Origin of the sequence: Vibrio mediterranei (genome assembly GCF_013364395.1) — a bacterium.
Classification (GTDB): domain Bacteria; phylum Pseudomonadota; class Gammaproteobacteria; order Enterobacterales; family Vibrionaceae; genus Vibrio; species Vibrio mediterranei.
This window is the reverse complement of the sequence record NZ_JABXGK010000008.1, coordinates 245,825-265,583: the sequence shown is the minus strand read 5'-3', so window position 1 is coordinate 265,583 and position 19,759 is coordinate 245,825. Positions and strand designations below refer to the sequence as shown.

At 42.9% G+C, this 19,759-nt stretch carries 18 protein-coding genes; 7 read left to right on the top strand and 11 right to left on the bottom strand.

Going from position 1 to position 19,759, the window contains the following annotated elements; translation table 11 throughout:
* Positions 1 to 5: 5 nt before the first annotated feature.
* From pstC to HOP38_RS18205, 3 genes are all read right to left on the bottom strand, one after another.
* Entirely contained in the window at positions 6 to 944 is a 939-nt protein-coding gene (gene pstC, locus HOP38_RS18215) for a phosphate ABC transporter permease subunit PstC (protein WP_198558634.1), read from the bottom strand.
* A gap of 97 nt (positions 945 to 1,041) precedes the next feature.
* The gene (locus HOP38_RS18210; protein WP_006069316.1) at positions 1,042 to 1,863 is read right to left on the bottom strand and encodes a phosphate ABC transporter substrate-binding protein; all 822 of its coding nucleotides are present in this window, start codon (positions 1,861 to 1,863) and stop codon (positions 1,042 to 1,044) included.
* Between the two features lie 298 nt (positions 1,864 to 2,161).
* A complete protein-coding gene (locus HOP38_RS18205) occupies positions 2,162 to 3,535 on the bottom strand; it encodes a DEAD/DEAH box helicase (RefSeq protein WP_198558633.1) in 1,374 nt (457 codons plus the stop codon).
* Positions 3,536 to 3,903: 368 nt separating this feature from the next.
* On the opposite strand from HOP38_RS18205, the gene HOP38_RS18200 reads away from it, so the two are divergent.
* Positions 3,904 to 4,152, top strand: a complete 249-nt coding sequence (locus HOP38_RS18200; protein WP_006069318.1) for an Lpp/OprI family alanine-zipper lipoprotein — start codon at positions 3,904 to 3,906, stop codon at positions 4,150 to 4,152.
* Positions 4,153 to 4,832: 680 nt separating this feature from the next.
* On the opposite strand, the gene HOP38_RS26250 is transcribed toward HOP38_RS18200, so the two are convergent.
* Positions 4,833 to 5,054, bottom strand: a complete 222-nt coding sequence (locus HOP38_RS26250; protein ID WP_423250099.1) for a Rha family transcriptional regulator — start codon at positions 5,052 to 5,054, stop codon at positions 4,833 to 4,835.
* A gap of 297 nt (positions 5,055 to 5,351) precedes the next feature.
* On the opposite strand from HOP38_RS26250, the gene HOP38_RS18195 reads away from it, so the two are divergent.
* Positions 5,352 to 6,050 (top strand): acyltransferase family protein, encoded by a 699-nt coding sequence (locus HOP38_RS18195; RefSeq protein ID WP_198558632.1) that lies wholly within the window; start codon positions 5,352 to 5,354, stop codon positions 6,048 to 6,050.
* Positions 6,051 to 6,934: 884 nt separating this feature from the next.
* Here the strand turns inward: HOP38_RS18195 and HOP38_RS18190 are convergent.
* The 6 genes from HOP38_RS18190 to HOP38_RS18165 all read right to left on the bottom strand — a co-directional run bounded on the left by HOP38_RS18190 (position 6,935) and on the right by HOP38_RS18165 (position 13,296).
* Complete coding sequence (locus tag HOP38_RS18190) at positions 6,935 to 8,575, bottom strand: hypothetical protein (RefSeq protein ID WP_198558631.1); 1,641 nt, start codon at positions 8,573 to 8,575, stop codon at positions 6,935 to 6,937.
* The gene (locus HOP38_RS18185; RefSeq protein ID WP_198558630.1) at positions 8,572 to 8,988 is read right to left on the bottom strand and encodes a baseplate complex protein; all 417 of its coding nucleotides are present in this window, start codon (positions 8,986 to 8,988) and stop codon (positions 8,572 to 8,574) included. Before HOP38_RS18185 ends, HOP38_RS18190 begins: the two co-directional genes overlap by 4 nt.
* 250 nt (positions 8,989 to 9,238) lie before the next feature.
* On the bottom strand, positions 9,239 to 10,150 hold the full coding sequence (locus tag HOP38_RS18180) for a L,D-transpeptidase family protein (RefSeq protein WP_198558629.1): 912 nt from the start codon (positions 10,148 to 10,150) through the stop codon (positions 9,239 to 9,241).
* Positions 10,150 to 11,553: a deoxyribodipyrimidine photo-lyase gene (gene phrB / locus HOP38_RS18175; RefSeq protein WP_198558628.1), complete on the bottom strand. Its 1,404-nt coding sequence runs from the start codon at positions 11,551 to 11,553 to the stop codon at positions 10,150 to 10,152. Before phrB ends, HOP38_RS18180 begins: the two co-directional genes overlap by 1 nt.
* Entirely contained in the window at positions 11,550 to 12,356 is an 807-nt protein-coding gene (locus HOP38_RS18170) for a MerR family transcriptional regulator (protein ID WP_006069321.1), read from the bottom strand. The genes phrB and HOP38_RS18170 overlap by 4 nt, the downstream gene beginning before the upstream one ends.
* Positions 12,346 to 13,296 (bottom strand): YbgA family protein, encoded by a 951-nt coding sequence (locus HOP38_RS18165; protein WP_006069322.1) that lies wholly within the window; start codon positions 13,294 to 13,296, stop codon positions 12,346 to 12,348. The genes HOP38_RS18170 and HOP38_RS18165 overlap by 11 nt, the downstream gene beginning before the upstream one ends.
* 325 nt (positions 13,297 to 13,621) lie before the next feature.
* Here HOP38_RS18165 and deoD point away from each other — a divergent pair, with 325 nt between their 5' ends.
* Positions 13,622 to 14,332 (top strand): purine-nucleoside phosphorylase, encoded by a 711-nt coding sequence (gene deoD, locus HOP38_RS18160; protein WP_006069323.1) that lies wholly within the window; start codon positions 13,622 to 13,624, stop codon positions 14,330 to 14,332.
* Positions 14,333 to 14,408: 76 nt separating this feature from the next.
* Complete coding sequence (locus HOP38_RS18155; RefSeq protein WP_038221642.1) at positions 14,409 to 15,881, top strand: lactate dehydrogenase; 1,473 nt, start codon at positions 14,409 to 14,411, stop codon at positions 15,879 to 15,881.
* Between the two features lie 41 nt (positions 15,882 to 15,922).
* Here HOP38_RS18155 and HOP38_RS18150 read toward each other — a convergent pair whose 3' ends face one another.
* Positions 15,923 to 16,813: a DMT family transporter gene (locus tag HOP38_RS18150; RefSeq protein WP_198558627.1), complete on the bottom strand. Its 891-nt coding sequence runs from the start codon at positions 16,811 to 16,813 to the stop codon at positions 15,923 to 15,925.
* Between the two features lie 112 nt (positions 16,814 to 16,925).
* Here HOP38_RS18150 and HOP38_RS18145 point away from each other — a divergent pair, with 112 nt between their 5' ends.
* From HOP38_RS18145 to HOP38_RS18135, 3 genes are all read left to right on the top strand, one after another.
* Positions 16,926 to 17,300: a DUF3302 domain-containing protein gene (locus HOP38_RS18145; protein ID WP_006069326.1), complete on the top strand. Its 375-nt coding sequence runs from the start codon at positions 16,926 to 16,928 to the stop codon at positions 17,298 to 17,300.
* Positions 17,301 to 17,303: 3 nt separating this feature from the next.
* A complete protein-coding gene (locus HOP38_RS18140) occupies positions 17,304 to 18,434 on the top strand; it encodes an HlyD family secretion protein (protein WP_006069327.1) in 1,131 nt (376 codons plus the stop codon).
* 220 nt (positions 18,435 to 18,654) lie between these two features.
* Positions 18,655 to 19,749 (top strand): NapC/NirT family cytochrome c, encoded by a 1,095-nt coding sequence (locus tag HOP38_RS18135; RefSeq protein WP_198558626.1) that lies wholly within the window; start codon positions 18,655 to 18,657, stop codon positions 19,747 to 19,749.
* The last annotated feature ends 10 nt before the right edge of the window (positions 19,750 to 19,759 follow it).

The window sequence follows — 19,759 nt, the reverse complement described above, 5'->3', positions numbered from 1 at the left end:
AATGATTACTTCGCTTTCTCACGGTTCAGGTAAAGTAGTGCAGCGTTTAGCATCATGATAAACACTAATAACACTACGCCAGTCGCATACAATGCATTAGCGTGAACACCACTTGCGTAAGACATTTCGATCGCAATGTTTGCGGTTAGAGTACGCGCTGAGTCGAGGATACTTCCCGGCATCGCAGGCGCATTACCCATGACCATAATGATTGCCATAGTCTCACCAAGTGCGCGACCAATGCCTAGAATCACACCCGTCATAATGCCCGAGCGAGCAGCCGGTACAAGTAGTTTGAAAATGGTATAAATCTTTGAAGCACCAAGTGCTAGTGAACCTTCTTTATAGGTGCGAGGCACTGCACGAATCGAAGTTTCAGATACGGTAATTACCGTTGGAAGAATCATCACACCCAACACAATGATACCCGCAAGAATCGTATTACCCGCAGGAACATTAAAGATTTGCTGAATCAAAGGAACAATGATGACTAGACCGAAGAAACCGTAAACTACCGAAGGAATGCCTGCCAATAGTTCAACCGCAGGGCGGATAATGTCCGCCAAACGCTTCGGGGCAATTTCTGCGATAAAGATAGCCGTTAGTACACCTACTGGAACACCGACGACAACCGCACCGAGAGTAGAAACCACCGACGCTATAATCATAGTAGCAACACCGTAAAGTGCTGGTGGAAGCCAGTTTTGGCCTAAAACAATGCCAGAGACGCCCACTGCTTGGAAAGCAGGAAGACTTTCTTTGAAGATAAAGTAAGCAATAACCGCTAGCGATACGATACCGATGATTGCACTGGTAAGGAAAAGTCCATGGAAAATTCGTTCTTTCCAATCCACTCGTTTTTGAGCTTTAAGGCCGCTGCCACGAGTTACGGACTGAGTCGCTTCATTACTCATAAGCTTCTCACTATTTGTTGCGATGGTCATAATTAATTTCTACTCGTCGAAAGTTCGAGTTAGACATATAAAAGGCTCAGCCCTAAACGGTGGGCTGAGCAAGGTATTCAATATTTACTGGTAGAGATTAGTTTACTGAGATGTAACCTTTCTTCTCTACGATTGCTTGAGCTTCGTCAGTTAGCATCCAGTCAAGGAACTTCTGAGCTTCAGCAGATGGCTTACCTTGTTGGTAAAGCACTAGGAAAGGACGAGCTACTTTGTATGAGTCGTTCTTAACATTGTCTACAGTCGCTGGCGTACCATCGATTTCTAGAGCGTGTACAGAAGTATCAACCGTACCTAGAGAGATGTAGCCGATTGCGTATGGGTTGCTTGCTACCATAGTCTTTAGTGCACCGTTACCGTTAGCAACTTGAGCACGCTGAGAGATAGCCGTTACTTTCATGCCGTTGATTTTTTGCTTCAGGCTCATGATGTCTTCAAATGCGCCACGTGTACCAGAAGCTGTATCACGAGTGATAGCTACGATAGGCTTGTCTGCACCACCAACTTCTTTCCAGTTGCTGATTTCGCCTTTGTAGATTGCAGTTACTTGCTCAGACGTTAGACCTTTTAGGTCATTCGCTGGGTTAACAACAACTGCGATACCGTCGCGAGCAACAACTTCTTCTACTAACGTTGCTTGTTTTTCATCTTCTTTTAGTGCACGAGAAGACATACCCATGTCTGCTGAGCCATCTTTCGCTGCACGTACACCCGCAGAAGAACCTGGTCCTTGTACTTCAATGAAAACATTTGAGTTTGCTTTCATATATGTTTCAGAGAAAACTTCCATCAGTGGAGTTACGCTGCTAGAACCTACCGCAGAGATAGTTTCTTTAGCTGAAGCTGGAGTCACTGCTAGTGCGCCTAGTAGAGCGATTGCACCGATAACTGTCTTTTTCATCACAATTTCCTTTATTGGCTTGATTGCCGAGTTTCATTTGAACGCTGACAAGATTAGTGCCCGAATATGACAGTTGTGTTTCACTTAGTTGAAAGGTGTATGACAAATGACAAAAACGTTGAGAGGAGCAATTGGGATAAGATCACTAAAAAATCAGTAAGTTAGTGATAGATTTGACTGTAAAACCAAATATGACGACAAAATTATTTCGATTATATGACTGTCATATAACTGAGGCTTTCAGTTTGAATAGTATAAAAAAAGAGCCTTGATAAGGCTCTTTAGTAGAAATGATTGATTAAGCGTCTTCGGCTGGCTTCGGCTTTTTCTTAGGAATAAAGACCGAATCACCCACCGCAACATTTTTGTAGAACGTTTTGTCGCGTTGTGCCGGCTTCTTAGTCGTCGCTTTCTTCTGTTGAGGTTTACCTTTAGTAGCAGTCGCTTTTTTGTTAAACGCTGGCTTCTTAGGTCTAAAGCCTTTGAACTTACCTTTAAGCCCTTCTAGCTCAGAGAAAGTCAGGTCTTGTTGTAAGAAAGCTTCAACACGTTTAAAGCTATCCCAGTCTTTAGGACCCACGAGAGATACCGCATCGCCCTTGTTACCAGCACGACCTGTACGACCTACTCGGTGTACGTATTCTTCCGTATGTTTTGGCATATCAAAGTTAATTACGTGCGTTACGCTCGCAATATCGATGCCACGCGACGCCACATCGGTAGTCACTAGGATCTTAAATACATGACGCTCAAATTGACTCATAATCGCGTTGCGTTGAGTCTGATTAAGATTCCCACTTAATGCGACCGCTTTAAGCTTCTTCTCATTGAGCCATTTTGTAAGACGTTCCGTATCGATACGTGTCGCAGTAAAGATGATGACTTGCTTATATTCTGCTTGCTCAAGAATGCGTTCTAGAATCGCTTCTTTATGATCAAGGTGATCACATAGATAGAATTTCTGGGTAATGTCTTTGTGCTCTTCATTCGATACACCAATTGCAATTCGTTTTGGCACATCTAACATCTCAGCTGCAATATCATTTACTTCAGCATGGTCAAGTGTTGCTGAGAACATCAACGTTTGGCGACGACGGTGTTTAGCCGCGTTATGAATGCGACGTAGTTCTGGTGCAAAACCAAGATCTAGCATGCGGTCAGCTTCATCAAGAATGAGTGTATCTAAGCCATCAAGGAATAGAGAGCGGTGCTCAAGGTGGTCAGCTAAACGTCCTGGTGTCGCGACGATAAATTTTGGGTAACGACGCAGCGCTTTTACTTGATCGTTAAAGTTCTCACCACCTAAGATCAGTGTGGCATCATAAGATAGGCCACCAAGCATCGATTTTAGTTCGCCATAAACTTGCTTCGCCAATTCACGTGTTGGTGCAAGAATAACAGCACGAGGATCTCTTGCTGAGAACGCTTTGCTCTTGAGCGCTTTATGGAGCATCGGCAATACAAATGCCAAAGTCTTGCCAGAACCAGTCTTCGAAGATGCCAACAGATCCTTTCCAGCAATAGCTACTGGAATAGCTTGCTTTTGAATATCAGTCGCTTTCTTAAAGTCATAATGACTTAAGTTCTTCAGTAGTCGGTTATCAAGGCCAAGTTCTTTAAATTGCAATGCGTGTACTCCTAAAAGGTCGTGCAGATAAAAATGAGCGCGCATAATACCTGATAATTGTCATGGTAACCAGCAATGTCAGTAACCCAGAAATTTGCGTCCCCTTGCTTCATTGTAGGAGATGTCCCACTTAATATGGCCCAAATTCTGCTTTCATTAGATAAAATCTGACGATACAGTGACTTATCGTGTTCTCGCGTTATAATTTTGACAGAGATCACATTATCCTATGCCAAATTATTCTCATAATTAAGAAAGAGGAAGTTTAACCGCAAAATCGCGTAATTTTTTGGTTTTTCTGACTTTTAAATAATTTGCGTTCTTAAAATTAGGCACTAAACTCAAAAATAGCCTCAATGCGATGAATTAAGTAGCAGGGCTGTTTTAAATACTAAATCCTGAAGGAGCTTATAATGAAGAAAGTTTTAATTGCAGCAGCAGCGTCATCAGTTCTACTACTAGCTGGTTGTGCATCTGGTCCAGACGAAGCAACAACAGCAAAAATGGATGACCTAAGCAACCAAGTAAGCCAACTAAGCTCTGACGTGCAAGCACTGAAGAACGAAGTTCAAATGGGTAACAAAAACGCAATGGCTGCTCAAGAAGAAGCTGAGCGTGCAAACGAGCGTATCGACAACATCGCTCAGTCTTACACTAAGTAAGATAGATGCATATAAATAGCCATTTAAAATCAATAAGTTAAATAGCAACTAAACGATTTTTGGCGATAAAGTGGCGACACATTTTTGTGTCGCCACTTTTGTTTTTACGTATGCACTATCCGATCAGAAGAGTAACACAACAAATTCAGCCTAAGCCTACTTTGTCATGCTAAACCATTTCGGCTAGGGTGATTGATTATGTGGTCTTCTAGCTTGACCGTCTTGATTTAAATGCAAATCAATAGGGTATACGTTAGTAGTTGTAAAAATGGCAATAAATCGTCCACACCTCAAACTATTGCCGTTCTGTGGACACTAAAACGGGCACTTCGCTCCATACTTAATGTAAACCTCCTCTGTGTATTTCCTTCACCGCCGATACCTAATTCAAGCCTGGTGCAGAACTTCCTGCTTTTTGGTCGCACTTGGAACTTTAAATGGTAAGTTCAGTGAATTTCAGAACGGCAGCCTTAGTAAAGGGCAGGTATCCATCCGGTACCACAGAAGTTTGGAAAGCGGCTATGTGTGAGAAGTTGCTCAGGAACAGACGGACGAATTGTAGATTGCTTCTAAGTTGTTCTACCATTCTGTCAAGAGCGTGATGTAACCTTCTTTGACGGCTGTTGTTTTTTTCCGGTGAACCCCATAACAAGAAGCATAAAGCTGTTTTTAGTCATTTCTCACAGTGGCAATTTACGGTCAGAACTATTTCTATATCGACTCTCCGCAAAATTGCGGTGAGTGAACTCTTGGGAGCAATCAAGAGATTTTAGTTTACGTAATATATCATCATGCCGTTTGCCAAAAGCCTGAGAGACTAGTTTTGAAACAGTAACTAATTCTTCGGCATTTTCGAACACAAAATCTAATGAACCTAAAGTAATCGTTATTTGATTAGTCATTGCGGCCCTTTAGTGATTTGGTGTAAATCACCACTTTTAGTTCCTACATTCAGGGCGGTGAACTGAACAAGGTTTGTACTACCGCTCTACCGAAATGTTCTTGCCCGGTTCACCATAATTTAGATTCATTTTATCTATTTAATTTCCCCCTTTCCATAGAGAAAGCCCCAGAGGACGATTCGTAAACCGAGAACTTACAACCATGAATTATCTTAGAAAAATTAATGTCTAATATACTTATTCTACTTTCTCTGGTATTGTCCTGAGTTTTGTAGCATAACCTATTGGAACATTCTTTTGGACAAAAATAACAAATTGAAGTCTCTTGAAGCATTGAGAGGCATTGCTGCTCTTTTGGTTGCCATAGATCACTCCATACTTGACTATGGAGTGACTTTTAAAACTGTACCTAGTGAGCTAATTTATATCGCAAAATTTCTAGGTTCATTTTCCGTTGGTGTATTTTTCTTATTAAGTGGTTTTGTGATATTCTTAAACATTCACAAATCAACATGTACCAACTTTCTAATAAAAAGAGCATTTAGAATATACCCTGTCATTGCTATTTGCATATTGTTAGGATATCTTTCCAAACTTTCACTAGGAACGATCGAATTCAATATGGATTCGTTAAAAATATTATTACTTAATATTTCTTTATTTGGGAATTTTTTCATTTTTAATGAAACTAATATAAACCCAATAATATGGACACTGGCAATTGAAGTTAAGTTTTATCTGATAGCCGCACTGTTATTAAAAGTATACAAAGGTAGAGATTTAGAAAATAATCTCCATTTCCCAATATTAGCAGTTAGCGCTATATTTACTATTGCTTGCATATATATTAGACACATACCTATGAATTCCGCTACCGTAGATGTTGGTGTCGCACTCACAATTCTCCCATTTATGTTCATTGGAACTGTAACATGTTACTATTACAAGTCTAAGTTCAGCTACCGTACTTCCATGGTTTTGTCTATTTTCTACTGATAGCTATGAGTATGGCACCCTACCCTAACTATTACTCCTATGAGCTTGGCTTTCCTTCATATTTCTTGGCTACATGCGTTTTTATGTTAGCTATATTTAATGAAAAATTTTCCTTGTTACTTAATAAGAAAACGTTCCTTTTTTTAGGTGCAATTTCCTATCCACTATATAGTTGCCACCTAGTAATAATTGAAATTATGAGTCACAAACTACCGTATGGCGGTTTAATAGGGTTCACTTTTAGATGTGTGATAATAAGCCTTGGTTTGAGCTATATTATTCATAAGATTGTCGAAAAGCCAGCGCAAAATTGGTCCAAGCTACGTATACAAACATTATAGTTTAACGACAATTGTAAAAGGACATACACCTTAGTGTGATAAATTGAAATTAATTCCAAGGCCTGAAATTTTGTTTCAGGCCTTGTTGTATTTGGCTTTCTGACATTTTTAAGAGATATTTGATTTATGCAGTAGATCTTTCTATTTTCTGACAAAAAACATAATTAGTCTTATTTTTCAATGGGTTGGGGTACAAGTATAAATTTGTCAGATCTTTCTTTTTTCAATTAATTGGAGAAAGCTGAAATCATTGAAATTTTTCAAACTGTGATTGTAACCCTTTTTGATGCACCAAGCCCTTTGTTACATAAGGTTTGGCACTGGATTTTCCTGCTAGAATTTCGGAGGACAATAACTGTAAAAAAACTGACCGGAAAACCGCGCAGGCGGGTGAGGAGAGTGCGGATTTTGTCATCCGGTCGTTGTGTTTCGTAACTCTGCGGTCGTTGTTTCCCCGCAGTGGTGTTGTTCTGGTTTTGCTTTAATGTAGACATAAAGAAACGCAGCCGTTTGGCTGCGTTGATTGCTGGCGTTTTCTGTGGGCTAACTTGTTTGTGTAATTGGGTCGAGGCGCCCTTTAAGGTTGGAACTATCCGAGCCATGGACACTAATGGCACTCGCTTGAACTGGTGCTTTAGTTGTTGCCGGGCCAGCAACTACGCCACTATGCGTATGAGTCGCTAATGTGTCAGCAAGTTCTTTCACTACCTGCATAAGTTCAGACAGAAGAATCAAGACGTTCTCTTGCTTAGAGCCTAGCCACGTTTTTGGTGACTGCAGCCATTGGTGATCAACAGCAATACTTCGGCGAACTTTGCCGATAGTCTCCACCAATTCGCCAGCAGTTGCGGTTTGCATGTTGCCCAAACTGCCTAGCACAATGTCATCACCTGCTATTAGGTTAATTGCGCCTAGTGATTCAATAAGCTTTTTGCCGATCACTTCTTCAATGCTGTGCTCATCAACCAAAATATGGTGCTGACCAAACTCACCACGATAGCGTTCTGCTTGGTCTAGTCTTTCGAATGCTTTTTGGTTTTGCGTTTGGTCTGTTTGCTGGGTGGTGTTTCCTGCTGCATCAATTCGGTTGCTAACCTCTTCACGTTGCTGCTGCAGTTGTTCCCCCGGCTCTATTAACGGCAACGCATATTCGCGGCCATAAAAACCACGAATGATAGGTCTGTCATTCCTACCATATGCGAAAGCGATTTCAACCAATGTTCCCTCTAGGGGGTAAGATAGCAATCCAGATTCATGCCCACTCATATGAACAGGCAATGGAATCGAACGATAGACAGGTACATTAATGTCTGGGTTTAAGTTTTCATCGAGCACCTGAACATCTACCGCGAACCTTGGACGGAATGGGTCAGCAACCTGCCCGGCTGTCGCTGTGTCTCTTACCGCCTCAACACGGCCAAACTTAGGCAAATGAAAACCTGCTGCCAACTCTGGGAAGTTCTGCAGCGTTTCACGTTTCTTCGGTGATACTTCGGATTGTTCAGTTTTCCAATAAGCGGTCATTTCGTCTTGAATCAAATCAACTCGATTAACTCGCTTGTCGTTCATGACTCTGCCCGGCCTTAGCATAGGGAAAGGAACAAAGGTGACACTGTTACCACTTTGGCGACTGGTGAACTCTTGCGGTATCGGCATAGGTTTATTGTCGAAGTGACTATCTTGATACGAACCGAAGTACACGACCTGATCGGTATGTTGAAACCAAACACAATCAGGAATAGAAAACGCCTTGGCGATTTGCTCTAAGCACTGATAGCCAGTTCCTTGGGAAACAAAGTTTGGAATAGTGGTTTTGATGTAGTCAGCATCAGGCAGATTGAATTCAAGCCCTGTCATATCCGAAAGAACGCCGATCACCTGCTCTGCAGTTGGGTGCTCTAGGCTAACCGCCCAACGTTTTGACAAAATACCAGCCAGCTCTTTAACCGTAATCTTATGATAGCCATTTGCTGCAGGTTGAACTTTGTCGATATACCCCTCAAACCAAGGGGCAGTCTTGTTATCATAGCCAATATCTAAACGTACAGACGCAAACTGTTCTGGCTTTTCCTTGGTTTCAACTTCGAAAATCGCAACACTACCTAGTGATAGCTTTAGGCTTACCATGTTACTAACCAGTTTGACTTCTTCACTACTGATAAACAGGTGCTTTTCTAGCTTCATTGCGTTGCTTCCTCTGCGTTATTCAGTGCCTGTTTTAGTCGTGTATTTTCTCGTTGTTCTGGTTTGGTTTGATCTTTGGCACGTTGCTCTTTTTGCTCTGCCACACTGTTGTGCTCTCGCAGTTCAAAAGAGACATTCCAAGCCTGTAAGGTTTCATGCTCTCTCGCGTTTATACGGCCAGTGAATTTCACGTTGCGAATCTTGAGTGCTAACGCAATATCATTACCAATCCGATAAACCCTGCGTGTATTGGTTTCATCTTTGTCCGATGCAAGCGAATACAACTGAGTGAGCGTTTTTACACGTGTGAAAGGAACACGGCCACTAAAGGTCAGTTTCTTGCCTTTATCGCCTTGTTCTGCAGTATCGGTACCCGATGATTGGCCGCTCATGTCTTGGTCTTTTAACTCCATTTCCCACTTAGGGTTGTAGCCTTATCTTTCGTGAAAAGTGGCGACAAAATGGCGACAAATTTTCCTGATACTGGTCATTATTGGACTATATTGGTAAAAGTGCATACCCATAAGGCATTGATATATAAAGATAAGACTTGGTTTTACAGGATTGGTAGAATGGCTAAGCATTACACTAAGTAAGTAACAAGAATACTAAGAAAAACACCCGCTCGATGCGGGTGTTTTTTTATATCTGTAAATCGACCTGTTATTCTAAGTCATCCATAGCCGGTACGACTTCAATCGGCACACCATTTTGTGCTAACACCGCCGCGCGAGCAATTCGGTCATTAATACCGTACTCGTCAAGCCACCACGTCAACTCTTGTGGGATGTCCATTTCCTTTTTAGTTCCGTCACTGCGGGTCAAAGGTTCGTGTGCTTCAATAAACACGCTTCTGTCTGGCTCTAATGCGATCTTTATAGGCTCATCAATGATTCTTACTTGCATACCTACTTTCGCTTGGTGGAACAACCAATCAATGTCTTTTGGGTCCATTCGAATACAACCAGCGCTTACCCTCAGACCAATACCGAAGTCTTTGTTAGTACCATGGATCAAGTAAGAACCTGTCCCGTACGCGAGTCTCATCGCATAGTCTCCGAGTGGGTTTTCCGGACCAGCGGGAACGACTTTAGGTAGCTCGACACCTTTGGCTAAATACTCTTTACGAATTGAAGTAGGCGGCGTCCAAGTTGGAGCCTCTCTCAATTGGCTGATTTTCGTTGTCATTTCCGGTGTATCTTGACCAATTCGACCAATACCTACAGGAAAGATGTGAACCAGATTTTTGTCAGGTTCAAAATAGTACAACCTCAGCTCAGCCAAATTGATCACGATGCCTTTATAATCGACATGCGGCAAAATAGCCTGACTGGGAATAGTCAGAACGTAGCCTTCTTTGGGTAAGAAAGGATCCACACCCTTGTTTGCTGCCATTAGAGACAGAAAGCCAACATCATACTGCTTAGCAATATCAGACATGGTTTCCCCAGCCACCACACTGTGATACTGCAACGTTCCCACCATATTACTCCCGTCAGTCGGAAGGTTGTAGGTGGCGGCACTCAACCAGTGTGAAAAGCCCAAACAGGCGGCTAAAAGGGTTTTACGTAACATCAATGTTGGTCCTTTGCATCTTTATACAAAGCTAAGGTTATATCTCTTTGTATCTTATGATCAACTATCGGTTGCGGATAATCGACATTCTCGAACTCATTCCAAAGCCAAGGCTTGTGAATAAATTTGTTAGGGACCGAGTTAAGCTCAGGAATCCACGTTCTTATGAACTCGCCATTAGCATCGAATTTTTCCCCCTGACTTATTGGGTTAAAAATACGAAAATAGGGTTGCCCATCACAACCTGTAGATGCGCTCCATTGCCATCCACCATTGTTGGCAGCAAAGTCACCGTCAATGAGTTGTGTCATAAAGTACTGCTCCCCCAACCTCCAATCTATATGCAAATCTTTAGTTAAGAAACTGGCTACTACCATTCTCAATCGATTGTGCATCCACCCTTTGGTATTAAGCTGACGCATAGCGGCATCAACGATTGGATAACCTGTTTTTCCCTCGCACCATTGCTTGAAATGATCAAGCTTTCCTGTCCACTTCAGGTGTTTCTCCCATGATAAGTATCCGTGATGTTTACAAAGCTTGGGTTCGAAATAGATAAGGTGTTGGTAAAATTCTCGCCAGATCAGTTCACTCAACCATGTCTCGGCACCAGTTGATAACGAAGTGTTGGCTGCATCATACTTAAGCCTAGCAACACATTGGCGAGCCGATATTGCCCCAATGGCGAGATATGGACTTAACATACTTGTGCTGTCCAATGCAGGAAAGTCCCGCTCGGCTTGGTAGAGGTTCGCTTTGTCAGCAGAGAAGTCTCTCAGCTGCTGAATGATCTCATGGCTGTCTACAGACCATTCTGAGCTATCTCTCGTTGGATACGAAAATGAGGAACTGGAGTCGAACAAGAGGTTGGCAGGCGCCGTAACTAGTGCGGATAGCTGTGGCTTACGCACGATAAATTCACCAACGATTTTTAACCACGCTTTTTTAAAGGGAGTAAAAACCTTAAAGTAATCCCCTTTTTGATTGAGTACCGAACCGGGTTTTAAAATACACTTGTCATCAAACGCCCTTACACGCCATTCTGTCCCGGCTATCTCTGACAGTTCCTGGATTCGGTTAGCTTCATTAATCTCGTAATCACGGTTCAAAAATACCTCTTGCACATCAAATTGATGACAAATTTCGGCCAACCAAGTATTCGCAGCAGCATAATCTTGAGCTTCTTGGTAGATGAGAGGCACATTGATTTGTTTTAGCTCACTTTGCAAAACAGTCAGACGTCGCCAAATTAAATCAGCTTGAATGGGTGAGAGCGAATGACTTTTCCACTGTTCTGGGGTAGCAACAAACGCTGCAATAACAGGGGTTTCACCATCTATTGCTTCTATTAACGCCGTATTGTCTGTGACGCGTAGGTCTCGATTGAATAGAACTAGCCTCATGATTCGGCTCCTTTGCGCACGTCTATTAAATGGGCAATAACTGGGGAAACTTGAATATTGTGACCATCTCTTTGTAGTGCATCCACAATGGTATCTAGCTGCTTATCAGGTAATGACTTTTGTGCAAAGACATAGACTGCTTGATACTGCACCACATCCGTGAACAGTGTACTCATCTCCTCCACCCCATCTAAAAAAACAACACTCTCACCCTGTTCTACCAACTGAGCGTAGTAAAGCCACGCAAATATGTTTCCTGTTTCATCCAAACTCACCATTAACTTATTTAATCGGTGACCACGTTTACTCTCTGAGTTAACCATTAAGCTCAGATGCTTAATAAACATCGTTTTGAACAAAGCAAGCTGCAAAGAGCGGGGGCCAAGCTTTAAGAAGTGGATAGCACCCAAAATGGGAATAACGAATTTCGATTCTACAATTGTCAATGGATACTCCTTGAGTACCATCGCGATCAAGCGATCGGTTTTTCCCCCGTCTAGCCCAGCTAAACTATCCAATGTCTCTGACACTTCTTCCAATTGATTAGCGTCTTCCACTGCACTCGAAACTACTTCAGATTCCAATAAAGACTTTACCTTGCCGATAGAAACGCCCTTATTTAACCAACTCTGGATGGTTTTAATCTTTTCGAGGTCATCCGCGGTGTATACCCTATGGCCCTTTTCAGTGCGAAGCGGCTGAACCAAATTGTAACGACGCTGCCATGCTCGTAATGTCACAGGTTTAATACCAGTCAAATCTGCTATTTCTCTGATGGCATATCGTTTTTCATTACAGCCCATATCGTAAACGCATCTCTTCTGGATGTGGTTGAAGGAAGATTTGACTTGCCAAGTAATCATCTGGGTAAGCATTCAAGTAGTGTTTCAACAACGTTAGAGGCGCTAAGATGGGTAATAGTCCAACACGATAGTCATCAATGACCTTCGCAAGTTCCGCTTTTTCATCTTTGTTGAGGGAACGTTTAAAATAGCCTTGAATATGCATCAATACATTGGTGACATTCTTTCTACTGGCTCTATTTCTGAGAGCCTCCATCAAGCCGTTGCGGTAAGCTGTGTAAAATTCACTTGGTGTATACTCGCTTTGCTTGGCAACAAGTCGTCCAAGAGATTTATAAGCACTAGGTTCGTGAGCCATCAACGTAAGCTTGTATCGAGAGTGAAATGCAACGATTTTTCCAGGAGTCGGGTTGCCCTCCATTGAGCGATAGAAGTCTTTCAAGCTGTATACGCGAGATATAAAATTCTCTTTTAACACAGGATCGTTCAATCGTCCGTCTTCTTCCACTGGTAGCCATGGCATTTGTTCCATCAGGTGCTTGGTATATAAGCCGACTCCATCAGTGGATGCGTGACCTTTGCTGTAGACTTTCACGCGCTCCATCCCGCAACTTGGGGATTTAGCGCAAACTATATAGCCGCACATCTCCGTATCTTTTATTTCGGAAACTTTCTCCCGAGAAAAGCGCATCATGCCTTCGGTGTGGTCTCGTGTGCTATCTTTCGTATCTACCAAAGCAATGCGCTCTTCATTCGTCATCAATCGAATGGTTGGTCGCGGCACTGGCAGGCCCATGCCTACCTCAGGACATACAGAAACAAAGTCAAAGTAGTCTGCCAATTCTTTGTTAACGTAACTGCTTTGCTTATGACCGGAGTCAAAACGAACTTTCTCTCCTAATAAACAAGAGCTAATACCCACTACGATTGTGTCTTCCATGTTGAACCCCTCGCTTCGCTAAACTGACTGGCTTTTCATTTGTGATTAAGTAAGTGATACAAAATTTTATCTTGTACAATTGTATGCATCGCACAGCAATTTGGTTCACTTCTCCACGAAAAATTTTCTCATCGAGTAGTTTTTTCAGAAAAAATCGATTGCCTAACCACTTTCAACAGATTTAGTTATCATTAACTGCCTTTTATATAATTACCGACAAAAATGTGATTAAAATCTCATAGAGCACCGATATATCGTTATAAAATCCCCATCAACGACGAACGACACGTTCAACAGAATTAGTTAAAACTTTAGGAGTGATACAATGGCTACCCCACACATTAATGCTAATCCAGGTGATTTCGCGGAAACTGTACTAATGCCAGGTGACCCACTTCGCGCGCAATATATCGCGGAAACTTTCCTTGAAGACGTTGTAAAAGTGTGTGACGTTCGCAACATGTTTGGCTTCACAGGTACTTACAAAGGCAAAAAAGTGTCTGTCATGGGCCACGGTATGGGTATCCCGTCATGCTGCATCTACGTTCATGAGCTAATCAAAGATTACGGCGTGAAAAATGTTATCCGCGTTGGTAGCTGTGGTGCTGTACGTGACGACGTTAACCTTATGGACGTTGTCATCGGCATGGGTGCATCAACGGATTCAAAAGTGAACCGTATCCGTTTTAACGATCATGACTTTGCTGCCATCGCAGACTACGGCCTACTTGAAGAAGCGGTAAAACAAGCGCGCTTACAAGAAGTACCAGTAAAAGTGGGTAACATTTTTTCTGCGGATCTTTTCTACACTCCAGAAGCAGACATTTTCGATAAAATGAAGCATCTGGGTATTCTTGGTGTAGATATGGAAGCAGCGGGTATTTACGGTGTAGCTGCTGACCTAGGAGCTAAAGCTCTGACTGTACTAACGGTATCTGACCATATTATCCGTGGTGAGAAACTAAGCTCAGAAGACCGTCAAAAATCATTTAATGACATGATGGTTGTAGCGCTAGAGACTGCAATCAACATTTAAAGAACAAAGCCAGCTCAATGCCTGAATGAGCTGGCTTTTCTTTGCCAAGGAATCGACCGAACCATAGGGGGTGAACGTGTCAGAAGGCAGACTGCCGTTAGCCGCAAATGGATTACAGCTCAATTTTTGTAAAACATTGGCGTGTGACAATTTTGGACGAAGTGATGCAAACCTCTATATCCTGCAGCACAGTAATCCTAAACGGCCAGCGATGGTATGCCGAGAGTGTGGCGCGTTTCCCCCCCTACTTAATAACCAAGAAGTTCTTAACGAACTCGATCGCTTAAGCCAACATCACCATGACGGCCTTCCCTCTTGTAAGGACGCTCAATGTGAAAATTATGGCCTGTCCGTTCATACCCATAAAGATCGTTACCACGCTTTTGGCTTTAGCGGTGATCGTCAACGTTACCGCTGTAAATCCTGTCAGGGCACTTTTGTCGATCGTTGGTCTGGAACCAACAAAAAGCTCTCCTTTCAAGAGACACTCTTAGGTTTATTGTTCACTGGCTACTCGGTAAGAGAAATCTGTCGAAAGCTCGAAATCAACCCTAAGACTTTCTATGATCATATTGATCAAATCGCCAGTCGATGCCGACGCAAGCTTGCTGATATTGATGCGAGATGGATTAATCACGCTGATGAATACCAACTAACATCCAACTATCGGACGCTTCAGCCACTTAGTAACAATGGCGTGTTCTGGTTCGCAACCTGTGACGCTAACTCGGGTTACGTATTGTGTCAGCATACCAATTACTCTGTTGATGCCACGCCAACAAGCTTTACCGATCACAACGCTTTTCAAGTTGACTGCCAAATTGTTCCTTCCGACTACAGTGCAGAAAACAATAGCGAAGTAAATATACCTACCGATGATTTAAAAAGTCGTATCGATGTTAAGTATCAGAACATTCTGGCGCGAAGCAATGTCGAAGATCCTCTCGGTAATTTCGCTGCGTTTAATTATCCGGCCGTCGGAGCGCTGATACGCGCACCTTATACCTCTTATGCGCATTACTTACATATTTTACAGTCGTTAACCGATAGCAAGCGAGTTTCGATTTATATGCCGCAAGATCCGGTATTGCGCTCTGCCGCTCTTACGATTTGCTTGCCTCGTATTCAAGCCGGCACTGTCGATCTTATGTATGTTGAGCAAGATGAAAATTGGGCTGATTCTGAACCATCAGAGATGATCGACGTTGTTCTGATGGGGTGGTGGCGCGACCGCTGGGCAGTGACTCAACAACCTTCCGGTGCGAGTAAAGGAATATGTTATTTAGCCGGGAGTAATCCAAATGTTCCTTATTGGTTGAAATCAGCTTCGACCAAACAGATCGATTTTTACCAAGACCGATTCCAATTGCTGTTCGAAAGCTTTATCAACGAACCAAGAAGAAAGCTAAGACCTGCCGGAATTCATCCGCTATTGGATATCTTCAGAGCGTGGCACAACCTTTGTTACCAAGACAAATCTGGTCAAACTGCGGCGCAACGTTTAGGGGTTACCGACTCGCCTATGACACTAAAATGCCTGCTTAGTTAGTAGGCATTTCGATATTATTTTCTGTTTATCCCTGCATTTGATTACAAGAAAAACAGGGAGATTCCTCCCAACGCACATAATGTCCCGAGTACACTGCGTTTAGTCACGCGTTCCCCACGAATCGCATAAATGATTAGGATAAACAACGGGCTGGTCGCAATCAGTGTTTGGGCAATAGCAGGGTTGGCGTACTTTAAGGCTACCTGCTGTAACCACAATGCTAAGAATGTTCCTACAAATATAGCGGCAAGCAACCAGGTCCAATTCTTTTTCGACATATCTCGGCTTTGAATAAGAATCGTCGAAAATGGCTTTTTCTCGACAAAGGGAATGATGGCGGCAACCGCCATGACACCAATGACTAATCGAATGAGTGCACCTAGCAACGGAGGGAGATCCCCTTGCACCAGAGCAAAGTGGGAGATCACCACCCCAGAAGCCTGACAGACACTGGCGACGAGTCCATACCCAACACCCTGAAGATTAAGAGCCGAACCGTCACTTTCGTTAGGTTGGAACACAACTGCTGTCACCGCGATAGTAGTAATGATAACGCCTAACCAGCTTTGCAGTTGCAGTGCTGCGCCTAGAAATATAAGTGCGAGAACTCCTGACAAAGGCGGTGCCAAAGATTCCAGCAACAGAGTTTTATTAGCACCGATTCTTTTTAAAGCTGCAAAGTAGGCACTGTCTCCAATGGCTATACCAATAACGCCTGAGATACCTAAAACCCATAGATATTTAGGTTCGATCGCGACCTCAGGCATTGGAGTAAATGGCAGAACAATCAACATCATCAATGACGCGATTGATCCTTTAATGATATTAAGTTGTAACGCAGTAAAGTGATGTGAAAACTGGCTGTAAATCCACGTTGCAATCGCCCAAACCATCGCAGCACCTACCGCAGCTGCTTCTCCAATAAATCCCACTTTCTATCCTTTTAATTACCGCACAGTGTTGTTTAATACATAAATATAACAGATACTTAACTTACCGAATGAACACATTGTTCTCTTCATTACTTGTTAGCAAGGATGCATTATGTTTCTTGATTATTTTGCTCTAGGCCTTCTTGTCTTCGTTGCTCTGGTTATTTTTTATGGAATTATCGTCATTCACGACATTCCTTATGAAATAGCAAAAGAGCGTGACCATCCTCATCAGGATGCCATACATGTCGCTGGTTGGGTAAGCTTATTTACGCTTCACGCAATATGGCCATTTCTTTGGATTTGGGCAACCTTATGGCGTAGTGAACGCGGTTGGGGTTTTCATAAATTAGAAGAAGAGCAACACGATCTTCATCACCGACTCGAACGTCTTATCGATCAAGTTTCCGAACTTGAGCAAGAAGTCACTTATCTTAAAGGCAAGCAATCTAACGCTGCCGTTCAACAACAAGCAGAGGAGAAGTAATCCATGGATTTATTACTTATACTCACTTATGCAGCGCTATGTATTGCCATTTTTAAGATCTTTAAGATTCCTTTGAACAAATGGACAGTGCCTACTGCAGTGCTCGGTGGCGTGGTACTAATCGGTACTCTTATTCTTTTGATGAACTATAACCATCCATTTAGTCAAATCGGTGGACAGTTTTACAGTACTACTCCCATTGTTTCTAGCGTGCGTGGTAAAGTCATTGAAGTCGATGTCGAAGCGAACCAACAGCTTGAGAAAGGCGATGTGTTGTTCCGTATTGATCCAATTCCATTTGAAGCGGAAGTGATTCGTGCAAAAGCCGCGCTTGCAGACGCGGAGCAAGATGTACTTCAACTAGAAAGCGCGTACAAAGCGGCCCAATCTGACACAATCAAAGCTCTAGCCGAGCGCGATAAAGCTGAACGAGAATATGCTCGTTACCAAAAAGGCTTTAAAAAAGGTGCTTTTACGGCGCAACAAGTCGATACTCGCTTGCAAACCTTCAAAGCAAATCAAGCCGCTTTGGAAGCCGCTCAGGCGAAGGAAGAAAGTGCACGTTTAGCGTTTGAGTCGCAAATTTACGGTGAAAACACTACCGTTGCTCAGCTTAAAGCCCAATTGATACAAGCTGAATTCAACCTTCAAGAAACTGTGGTTCGTGCCCCAACAGATGGCTTTGTAACACAGTTGGCTCTTCGCCCTGGCATGATGGCTGTTCCGCTTCCACTCGCTCCTTTGATGACATTTGTCCATACCGAAGAAAATTTCTACATTGGTGCATTTCGTCAAAACTCTTTGCAGCGACTTCAGCCTGGCTTCGAAGCTGAGTTCTTATTTAGAGCACTACCGGGCAAGGTGTTCAAAGGTAAAGTCGTCGAAGTCCTTCCTACAATTCCCGAAGGACAAATTAGCGCTAGCGGCACACTTAGAACCACTCAGAGTTTCAACACCATGGGACGTGCTATGGTGAAATTGGTGATCGAAGATGACATGAGTCAATATGTCCTGCCGACAGGTTCTAACGCAGAAATTGCTATTTATTCAGATAGTTTCACTCATGTTTCTATTATGCGTAAGGTTTTGATACGAATGAAAAGCTGGCAGAATTATCTGTATCTTGATCACTAAATAGATATTTGTATTAGAAACTAGGTACATATTCTCAAGGACACCATATGGTGTCCTTTTTTTGTACTCTAATTCCGACAGAGAAAAGTGAGCTTTAGCACAGTTATAAAAACCCACAAAATTAGTGCGCTTATCTATGATTCAAATCAAAACCAAACATACTACTAAAGGAGTAGCGTTATAAATAATCACGAAATGACACATTTATTAATAAATACTTATGAATTTAAAAAAACGATATATTTTGCTCATTACCTGTGTGGGAATATTAATTGGTTGGCTGAGTTTTGGCGGCACTGCTGCAATTATGCACAAAACATCCAGCACCGAATTTTGTCTTTCCTGCCATACGATGCAGATCCCTTATGAGGAATATCAAGGCTCCATCCACTTTACGAACGCAAAAGGTATTCGCGCAGAATGTTCAGACTGCCATATACCAAGTGACCCACTCGATTACGTCATCACTAAAATCCGTGCTTCAAAAGATATCTATCACGAGTTTGTAACCGGCAAAATTGATGATGAAGACAAATATGAAGCACATCGTATGGAGATGGCAGAAACTGTTTGGGCGCAATTGCGTGCGAATGACTCCGCCACCTGTCGCTCATGTCACTCATTTGATGCAATGGATACCTACGAGCAATCTGAAGATGCCGCAAAAATGCACGAGTACGGTATTGCTAACAATCAAACATGTATTGACTGCCACAAGGGCGTCGCTCACTTCGCGCCTGAACCGGAGCTTGATACTGAAGCTTATAACCGTGTCGTTGCGCAAACGGATAAAACACCATCAGATGCGACGACGGTTTACTCCGTAGGGCCTATAGCTCTGCAAGAACTCGGCACCATCAATCCCGCTGTAGAAATGTCCGTGGTTAAACACACTGACACTACTCGCACAGTGGCGCTGTCAGGCTACCAAATGAAAGGGGCAGAACAAGTCCTATATATGGGCAAAGGGCAGCGAAACATCATCGCAACACTTTCAGACGCGGGTCAACAAGCACTGAACGTTGGCGAGTTCGAAGCAGACGAGTATGGAAATGAATGGCGCACTGCCACCCTCACCACCGACATTACTGAACCAGTATTAGGCAGTCCGGATGCATTGTGGGGCTATGCCGAAGAGCTAGACAATGTTTACTGCTCGACTTGCCACGCAAAAATCCCAGCGAACCACTTTACGGTCAATGCATGGGGACCGGTTGCAAAAGGTATGGGTGATCGCACCGATATCTCAGCTCTTGATTTAGAAATTCTCACTAAGTTCTTCCAAAACCACGCAAAAGACGTGGCTGGTCACTAAAAATAAGGAA